This window comes from Thermomonospora catenispora (assembly GCF_006363815.1).
Lineage (GTDB): Bacteria > Actinomycetota > Actinomycetes > Streptosporangiales > Streptosporangiaceae > Thermomonospora > Thermomonospora catenispora.
Window position 1 is genome coordinate 1 of the sequence record NZ_RRYT01000065.1, and the last position, 8,443, is coordinate 8,443.

An 8,443-nucleotide genomic window follows, 5' to 3' on the forward strand; every position below is an offset into this window, starting at 1 on the left:
GCCGCCCCGACCACGCCGGAGAAGGCGGTGACCGCGGCGGCCCGGAAGCCCAGGGCCTGGAACGAGGCGAGGGCGTCCTGCCTGCCCTGGCCGAGGGCGAGCGGTTCGGCGCTGATGCCGGGGAAGTGGCCGCGGGCGGTGTCGGTCACGCTCTGCAGGCCGAACACCTCGGCCGTGCGGAGCAGGTCGTGGGAGGAGGCGACGGTGAACCGCGGCACCGTCTGATGCAGGAGGTCGCCGGGGGTGAAGCTCTCCAGGACGCGGACGACGACCCCGGGGGCCGCCTCGCCCTCGGGCAGGGCGGAGCCGTCGGCGACGGGGTGCCGCCCGGCCAGCGCGGCGGCCCCGGCGGCGAGCACCTCCGCGGCGGGCCGGTCGGGCTCCGCCAGCAGCAGGTGGACGTCGATCTCCCCCGAGCCGGTGACGCGCAGCATGGTCAGCGGCCCGCCCGGGGTGTCGGCCGCCCGCAGGTCCTCCAGCGCCCAGGTGGAGCGGCGGAGCGCGGCGATCCGCCGCCCGGCCCAGGGGCCGGAGGAGATCTGCTCCGGCCCTTCGGTGAACGGCTGGTCCCAGGTGGTGTCGACGGTGAGCGCGCCGGCCAGCACCAGCCGCGTGTCCTCGTCGACCGTGACCGGCAGGGCGGGGATGAGCCCGTCGGTCCGCTCGCCGGCCCAGGCGTCCAGCCGCTCGCGGTCCCGGTCGGGGTCCCCGGTCAGCTCGCCGCGGGCGTCCGCCGGGATCTGCCCGACCCATTCCGGCCGCAGCGTCAGCCCGGCCCCGGTCCACAGGCCCAACGCGGAACGGACCGCCGAGGACGCCTCCAGCGTCTCCAGCACGGCGCGGGCGGCCGGAGCGGCGTCGGCGGCGTTCACCCCGACGGCCCGCTCCAGCTCGGCCCGGCCCGCTCCGGCGGCGCCGGCGGCCAGGAACGCCAGCAGGGGCCAGACCCCCGCGCCGGAGAGCACGACCGACTCCGTCCCCCGGCAGGCCGCCGCGGCCCAGCGCACGGTCAGCCCGTTGACCGATGCGATCGGTGCCCTGCCGTCACCAGTCATGCGATGTCCTTCTCCCCCGTCTTCCCGGCAGGATCGTCGCATCGCCCGCGGAGCGGGACAATCGCAATTCCGATCAGGTCATCGGACTTCTAGAGTTGGCACGTGCCAAGTCACCGCATCCTGGTCGTGGAGGACGAACCGGCCATCGCCGATGCGGTGGCCGAGCGGCTGCGGGCGGAGGGCTTCGACGTCGAGGTCGCCCGTGACGGACCCGGGGCCGTCGACCGGTTCCACCGGCGTCCGCCGGACCTCGTCGTGCTGGACGTCATGCTGCCCGGCCTGGACGGGCTGGAGGTGTGCCGGCGGATCCAGGCCGAGCGTCCCGTGCCGGTGCTGATGCTCACCGCGCGCAGCGACGAGACCGACCAGCTCGTCGGGCTGGGCGTGGGCGCCGACGACTACCTCACCAAGCCGTTCAGCATGCGGGTGCTGGTGGCCCGGGTGCGAGCGCTGCTGCGCCGGGTGGAGCGGATGCGGACCGAGCCGCGCCCGGTGATCCGGCTCGGCGGCCTGGAGGTGGACCGGGCGGCGCGGCGGGTGCGGCGCGACGGGACCGAGGTGCATCTGACGCCGACGGAGTTCGAGCTGCTGGCCTTCCTGGCCGGCTCCCCCGGCACCGTGTTCTCCCGGGCCGAGCTGCTGGAGCGGGTCTGGGGCTGGGCGGCGGGGCACGGGACGCGCACCGTCGACAGCCACGTCAAGGCGTTGCGCCGCAAGCTCGGCGGCGAGGTCATCCGGACCGTGCACGGCGTCGGATACGCGGTGGAGGCCCCGTGAGGATCCCCCGCCCGCTCGACCCGCTGCGCTCCATCAAGCTCAAGCTGGGCCTGCTGGTGGCGGCCAGCACCTGCGCCACCGCCCTGGTGTTGAAGGAGGCGCTGGAGGCGGGCATCCGGGGCCGCTACGCCCTGCCGGTGGCCGTGCTGGTCTCGCTGGCGGTCACCCAGCTGCTGGCGCACGGCATGACGTCCCCGCTGCGGGAGATGACCGCGGTGGCGCGGGCGATGGCCCGGGGACGCTACGACCGGCGGGTGCGGGCCAGCTCCCGCGACGAGGTCGGCGAGCTGGCCCGCGCCTTCAACAGCATGGCCGACGACCTGGCCGAGGTGGACCGGCGACGGCGCGAGTTCATCGCCAACGTCTCCCACGAGCTGCGGACGCCGATCAGCGCTCTGCACGCTCAGCTGGAGAACATCGCCGACGGGGTGACCCCGGTCCGGCCGCAGACGCTGCGGGTCGCGCTGGACCAGACCGAACGGCTCGAACGTCTGGTGGCTCAGCTGCTGGACCTGTCCCGGCTCGACGAGGGCGGACGGTTCCTGGAGCGCACCCGCTTCCCCGTCCGTCCGTTCCTGGACGACGCCGTCGACCAGGCCCGGGTCGCGCATCCCCGGGTCCGTTTCACCGCCGAGGCGCCCGCCGGGCTGACGGTGCGGGCCGACCGGGACCGGCTGCACCAGGTGGTGGCCAACCTGCTGGACAACGCCGCCCGGCACGGAGGAGGCGAGGTCGCCGTCACCGCCCGCGCCGCGCGCGCCGCCCTGGTGCTGGAGGTCGCCGACGACGGGCCGGGCATCCCGCCGGACCAGCGGGACCGGGTGTTCGAACGGTTCTCCCGCGGCGCCCCCTACGGCTCCGACGGCGGCACCGGCCTCGGCCTGGCCATCGCCCGCTGGGCGGTGGAGCTGCACGGCGGGCGCATCGAGGTGGCGGACGCCCCGCGCGGCTGCCGCATCCGCGTCCTGATCCCGGACGCGACCTGACCACGGCGCCCTCCCGCGTCCCGCGACGCCCCCGCGGTCTCCCCTCGCGGCCCATCCCGCCCGCCGCGCGGCGGACGCGGACCGCTCTCGTCGATCTTCACGATTCCTGCACGGAACCCGCCCACGACCCCCACCGACGGTGCCTCAGGGGCCGGTATCCAGGTCGGTGACCCGATCCCGAGGAGCCGCCGTGCGCGTGAAGATGATCCTGCCCGCCCTGACCGAGGCGACCTCGCCGCTGTTCCGGCCGATCAAGTACTCGCTGTTCCCGCCGCTCGGGCTGGCCACGCTGGCCGGCTATCTGGACCCCGACGACGAGGTGACGATCACCGACGAGCACGTGCAGAAGGTCGACACCTCCGACGAGCCCGACCTGGTGGTGATCCAGGTCTACATCACCTCCGCGCGCCGCGCCTACGAGCTGGCCGACCTGTACCGGGCGCGCGGCGCTCACGTCTGCCTGGGCGGGCTGCATGTGACGTCGCTGCCGGAGGAGGCCGCCCGGCACGCCGACACCGTCTTCATCGGTCCGGGCGAGGACACCTGGCCGCGGTTCCTGGCCGACCTGCGCGCCGGTCGGCCGGCGCCCCGCTACCGCTCCACCGAGCGCACCCTGGCCGACCTGCCGCCCGTCCGCCGCGACCTGATCGACCGCCGCCGCTACCTGGTGCCGAACTCGATCGTGGTCTCCCGCGGCTGCCCGCACGTGTGCGACTTCTGCTACAAGGAGGCGTTCTTCGCCGGCGGCAAGTCGTTCTACACCCAGACCGTGGACGCGGCGCTCGCCGAGATCGACCGGCTGCCGGGACGGCACCTGTACTTCCTGGACGACCACCTGTTCGGCAACGCCCGGTTCGCCACCGCCCTGTTCGAGGGGATGCGCGGGATGGGACGGCTGTGGCAGGCGGCCGGGACGGTGCAGGCGGTGCTGCGCCCGGGGCTGCTGGAGAAGGCCGTGGAGGCGGGGCTGCGCAGCCTGTTCGTCGGCTTCGAGACCGTCAACGCCGCCAACCTGGCCGACCAGCGCAAGTGGCAGAACATCGACCGGGACTACGGCGCGGCGATCCGGCGGCTGCACGAGCACGGGGTGATGGTCAACGGCAGCTTCGTCTTCGGCATGGACCACGACGACGCCGGCGTGTTCGACCGCACCGTCGCATGGGCGATCGACCACGGCGTCGAGACCGCCACCTTCCACATCCTGACCCCCTATCCCGGCACCCGGCTGCATGAGCGGATGGCCCGGGCCGGGCGGCTGCTGCACTCGGACTGGGACCGCTACGACACCCGCCACGTGGTCTTCACCCCGGCCCGGATGACCGCCCGGGAGCTTCAGGACGGCTACCGGCGGGCCTACCGCGACTTCTACCGGTGGGGGTCGATCCTGCGCGGCGCCGCCGCCAAGCCGACCCTGACCGGCAGGCTGCGCCACCTGGCTTATGCGGGCGGCTGGAAGAAGTTCGAACCCGCCTGGGACCTGGTCATCCGGGCCGGGCAGGTCGGCCGGGCCCTGCCCCTGCTGGAGACGATCCTGGCGGGCGGCCGCCCGCCGGCCTCCGCGCGCGAGGCCTCCGCCGCGCGGCCGTCGGCCTCCTCGGGCGAGACCGCGGCGCGGTCGTCGGCCGCGTCGCGATCGTCCGCCGGCGCCGACCGGGTTCCCGGCGGGGCCTCCTGACCGCCCGGCCCGCCCGCACCGTCTGCGACGCGTCCGTTCCGTCACCGGCGTGTGCGAGCATCGGCGGATGAGCGAGGAGCTGTATCAGGCCGTCACCGACTACTGCGAGAGGTTCCTGGGCGGCGTCAAGGAGTACCCGTTCGGCGGGTCCACCGGCGTCTACAAGGTCGGCGGGAAGATGTTCGCCCTCCTCGCCGAGGACGCCCAGCCGCCCAGGCTCAGCGTCAAGCTCGACCCCGAGGAGGGGTTGGCGCTGCGCGCCGAGTACCCCCGGCACGTGCTCCCCGGCCACCACCTCAACAAGCGGCACTGGAACACGATCGTCCTGGACGGCGCCCTCGACTCCGCCGAGGTGCTCGCCCTGCTCCGGCAGTCCTACGACCTGGTGGCGGCGGGCCTGCCCCGACGGCTGCGCCCGCCCGCCCCGGACCGCTGAGCGGCCTTCCCCGCGCTCCGGCGCACCGGCCCGGGCGGCCTCCCGGGCGCGGGGGAACGCCGCCCGGCCGCCCCTCGCGGGCCGTCTCGGCCTCCCGGGCGCGCTGGCCGGGACGGGCGATGCGCACACAATGACAAAAAGGACGTACGGTGCGGTCCGCGGCGGGACGCCCGTGAGGGGCGGCGTGCTCTGCGGATGCGGCAGGTTGGGGGTGCGGTGCGGATTCCGCGGTTCGATCCGGAGACCGAGCGGGCCATCGCGCGGACGTGGGCGCTGCTGCTGCCGTACGCCGACCAGATCGCCGAGTCCATCACCCAGGCCCTGATGGAGTCCGACCCCTACTGGGCGGAGCAGACCCCGGAGCTGCAGGCCGACCAGCGGCGCGGGGCGCGGGAGCACGTGCGGCGCGGGCTGGCGGCGATGGCGGGGGTGGCGCGGCCGGACGAGCAGCCGATCGACCTGTGGCGGGAGACCGGGCGGATCCGGGCGCGGCAGGGCGTGCCGATGGACCGGGTGCTGAACGCCTACAACCTCGGGTCGCGGATGCTGTGGGAGGCGCTGCTGCGGCTGCGCTGGAACGGCGAGATCGACGTCGACGAGCATCTGCTGCTGCTGGCCGGGCAGCGGCTGTGGGCGGCCCTGGACGTCCAGAACGCCACCCTGGTCGACTCCTACCGCACCGAGAGCGCCCGGTTGCAGCGGCGCGACCTGCAGCGGCGGCAGAACTTCCTGGACGGGCTGGTGGACGGGCGCGGCACCGACCCGCTGTTCTCCAAGGAGGCGCGGGAGGTGCTGGGGCTGGCCCCCGGGGACCCGGTGGCGTGCGTGGTGGCGCTGCTGGAGGATCCGCCGGACGAGCCGCTGCGGGGGCCGCAGGACCGGCTGGAGAGGCTGGGGGTGCTCTCCCACTGGCATGTGCGGGGCGGCGCCTACTTCGGGCTGGTCTCGCACCCCGGCCTGACCGTGGACGAGCTGGTGGAGGCGCTGCGGCCCGGGGTGGCGGGCCGGGTCGGGGTGGCCGAGGCGCCGGAGGGCGTCACCGGGTTCGCCACCGCCTACCGGCTGGCGGCCCGCGCCGCCGAGTCGCTGCCGCGCGGCGCGCAGCAGATCGCGACGGTGCGCGGGCGGCTGCCGGAGGTGCTGGTCACCGGCAGCCCGGAGGTCGTGCCGGTGCTGGTGCGGGAGACCATCGGGCCGCTGCTGGCCCAGCCGCCCAACCACCGGGACGTGCTGCTGCGCACCCTGGCGGCCCTGCTGGAGTGCAACGGCTCCCCCACCCAGGCCGCGCAGGCGCTGTTCTGCCACCGCAACACGGTCATCTACCGGGTCAAGCAGATCGAGTCCCTCACCGGCCGCGACCTGCAGAACGCCCGGGACCGGCTGGAGCTGTCGCTGGGGCTCATCGCCTCCGGCCACGACCTGGGCGGACGGGACCGGGACTGAACGCGCGGCCCCGGCCGGACCCGGGACCGGCCCGGAGCCGATCCGGGGCCGGCCCGGCGCGGCGGGTCGCGGCGGGCGACCGGTCACCGCGCCGGGCGCGGCCTCGGCGCGACGGCGTCCTTCGTCCCCGGCGCGTCAGGCGGCCGGCAGGTCGACCAGGGCGGCCAGGCGGGCGTGGTGGGCGCCCGGGGTGCCGAGGGCGATCTGGTCGGCCTTGGCGCGCTTGAGATACAGGTGCGCCGGGTGCTCCCAGGTCATGCCGATGCCGCCGTGGAGCTGGATCGCCTCCTCGGCGGCCAGGACGGCCGCGTCGGCGCAGTACGCCTGAGCGACCGAGGCGGCCACCGACCGGTCCGGGTCGTCGGCGGCGATCGCGGCGGCGGCGTTGCGGGCGGCGGCGCGGGCCGACTCGACCGTGACGTACAGGTCGGCGAGGCGGTGCTTGAGCGCCTGGAAGCCGCCGACGATGCGGCCGAACTGGCGGCGGACCTTCAGATAGTCGAGGGTGGTGTCCAGGCACCACTGGGCCACCCCGTACTGCTCGGAGGCCAGCAGCGCGGCGCCGGCCTCCAGCGCCCGGACCAGCGCCCGTTCGGTCGTCTCCGCGCCGGCGACCCGGCGGGAGGAGACGCCGGTGAGGTCCACGTCGGCGATCTGCCGGGTCATGTCCAGCGACGTCACCGGCGTGATCCGGGCGTCCCCGCCGCTCACCTCGTGCAGCTCCAGGCCGTCGCCGGTCCGTACGGGGACCAGCAGCAGGTCCGCCTCCAACGCGCCCGCCACCGCGTGCACCGACCCCTGCAGCGTCCCGTCGAGACCGACCGCGGGGATCCGCCCGCCCGGGGCGGTGGAGAACGGCACCGCCAGCGCGGCGGTCCGCTCCCCGGCGGCCAGCTCGCCCAGCCGCTCGGTCGCGCCCGCCTCCAGCAGCGCCGTGGTGGCCACGACCGCGCTGGTGAAGAACGGCACCGGCGTGACGTGGCGGCCCAGCTCCTCCAGCACCACGGCGGCCTCGCGGGCCGAGGCGCCCGCCCCGCCGTGCTCCTCGGGGATCAGCAGCGCGGCCAGGCCCAGCTCGCTCGCCAGCGCCCGCCACAGCTCGGCGAGCCCGGAGCGGTCGCCGTCGTAGACCTTGACCACCCGGTCGGGCGTGGACCGCTTGGCCAGCAGGGACCGCACGCTGTCGCGCACCGACTCCTCGACGTCGGTGTAGAGCAGATCCAGCTCGCTCATCGGGGCAGGTCCTTCCACGGGACGTCCTTGTCGGTGCGCGGCTCGGGGGGCAGGCCCAGCACGCGTTCGGCGATGATGTTGCGCAGGATCTCCGAGGTGCCGCCCTCGATGGAGTTGCCCTTGGCGCGCAGGTAGCGGTAGCCGGCGTCCTTGCCGGTGAACTCCACCACCTCGGGACGCTTCATCGTCCAGTCGCCGTACCGCAGGCCCTCGGCGCCGAGCAGCTCCAGCTCCAGGCCGGACAGCTGCTGCGCCAGGCGGGCGAAGGTGAGCTTGGCCGCCGAGCCCTCGGGGCCGGGCTGCCCGGCGGCCAGCTTCTGCCGCAGCCGCCGGCCGGTCTGCCGGGCGACCTCGGCCTCCACCCACAGCCGCATCAGCCGGGCGTGCAGCTCGGGGGTCCGCAGCTCCGGCCGCTGCCGCCAGGTGCGGGCGACGACCCCGATCATGCCGCTCTCGCGGCCGGGGTCGCTGCCGCTGCCGATGGCGACGCGCTCGTTCATCAGGGTGGCGGTGGCGACCCGCCAGCCCTCGCCCACCTCGCCCAGCCGCAGCGAGTCGGGGATCCGCACGTCGGTGAGGAAGACCTCGTTGAACTCGGCCTCGCCGGTGATCTGCCGCAGCGGCCGGACCTCCACGCCCGGGTCGGTCATGTCGCACAGGAAGTACGTCAGACCGCGGTGCTTGGGCACGTCGGGGTCGGTGCGGGCCACCAGGATCGCCCAGCGGGCCTTGTGCGCGCCGGAGGTCCACACCTTCTGGCCGTTGACGATCCAGTGGTCGCCGTCGCGTTCGGCGCGGGTGGCCAGCGAGGCCAGGTCGGAGCCGGCGCCGGGCTCGC

At 75.2% G+C, this 8,443-nt stretch carries 8 protein-coding genes; 5 read left to right on the forward strand and 3 right to left on the reverse strand.

Features of this window, described 5'->3' with window-relative positions; all coding sequences use genetic code 11:
- Positions 1-1,055 (reverse strand): serpin family protein (locus EIO00_RS23615; RefSeq protein ID WP_161602791.1); only part of this gene is annotated, 1,055 nt, incomplete at its 3' end.
- 102 nt (positions 1,056-1,157) lie between these two features.
- On the opposite strand from EIO00_RS23615, the gene EIO00_RS23620 reads away from it, so the two are divergent.
- The 5 genes from EIO00_RS23620 (at position 1,158) to EIO00_RS23640 (ending at position 6,372) form a co-directional block, all read left to right on the forward strand.
- A complete protein-coding gene (locus EIO00_RS23620) occupies positions 1,158-1,832 on the forward strand; it encodes a response regulator transcription factor (protein WP_140182586.1) in 675 nt (224 codons plus the stop codon).
- Entirely contained in the window at positions 1,829-2,818 is a 990-nt protein-coding gene (locus tag EIO00_RS23625; RefSeq protein ID WP_175596322.1) for a sensor histidine kinase, read from the forward strand. The genes EIO00_RS23620 and EIO00_RS23625 overlap by 4 nt, the downstream gene beginning before the upstream one ends.
- 190 nt (positions 2,819-3,008) lie before the next feature.
- On the forward strand, positions 3,009-4,493 hold the full coding sequence (locus tag EIO00_RS23630; protein ID WP_241661561.1) for a B12-binding domain-containing radical SAM protein: 1,485 nt from the start codon (positions 3,009-3,011) through the stop codon (positions 4,491-4,493).
- A 67-nt stretch (positions 4,494-4,560) separates the two neighbouring features.
- On the forward strand, positions 4,561-4,929 hold the full coding sequence (locus EIO00_RS23635; protein WP_140182588.1) for an MmcQ/YjbR family DNA-binding protein: 369 nt from the start codon (positions 4,561-4,563) through the stop codon (positions 4,927-4,929).
- 216 nt (positions 4,930-5,145) lie between these two features.
- Positions 5,146-6,372, forward strand: a complete 1,227-nt coding sequence (locus EIO00_RS23640) for a PucR family transcriptional regulator (RefSeq protein WP_140182590.1) — start codon at positions 5,146-5,148, stop codon at positions 6,370-6,372.
- A 135-nt stretch (positions 6,373-6,507) separates the two neighbouring features.
- Here EIO00_RS23640 and EIO00_RS23645 read toward each other — a convergent pair whose 3' ends face one another.
- Together EIO00_RS23645 and EIO00_RS23650 are read right to left on the reverse strand one after the other, a co-directional pair.
- A complete protein-coding gene (locus EIO00_RS23645) occupies positions 6,508-7,605 on the reverse strand; it encodes an acyl-CoA dehydrogenase family protein (RefSeq protein WP_140182592.1) in 1,098 nt (365 codons plus the stop codon).
- The coding region (locus tag EIO00_RS23650; RefSeq protein ID WP_140182594.1) for an acyl-CoA dehydrogenase family protein at positions 7,602-8,443 on the reverse strand (842 nt) is incomplete at its 5' end. The genes EIO00_RS23650 and EIO00_RS23645, both read right to left, overlap by 4 nt.

What these genes read in the sequence shown, in the direction of transcription:
- EIO00_RS23645 (WP_140182592.1), bottom strand. Translation starts at nt 7,605, where the DNA reads ATGAGCGAGCTGGATCTGCTCTACACCGACGTCGAGGAGTCGGTGCGC.
- EIO00_RS23635 (WP_140182588.1), top strand. Translation starts at nt 4,561, where the DNA reads ATGAGCGAGGAGCTGTATCAGGCCGTCACCGACTACTGCGAGAGGTTC.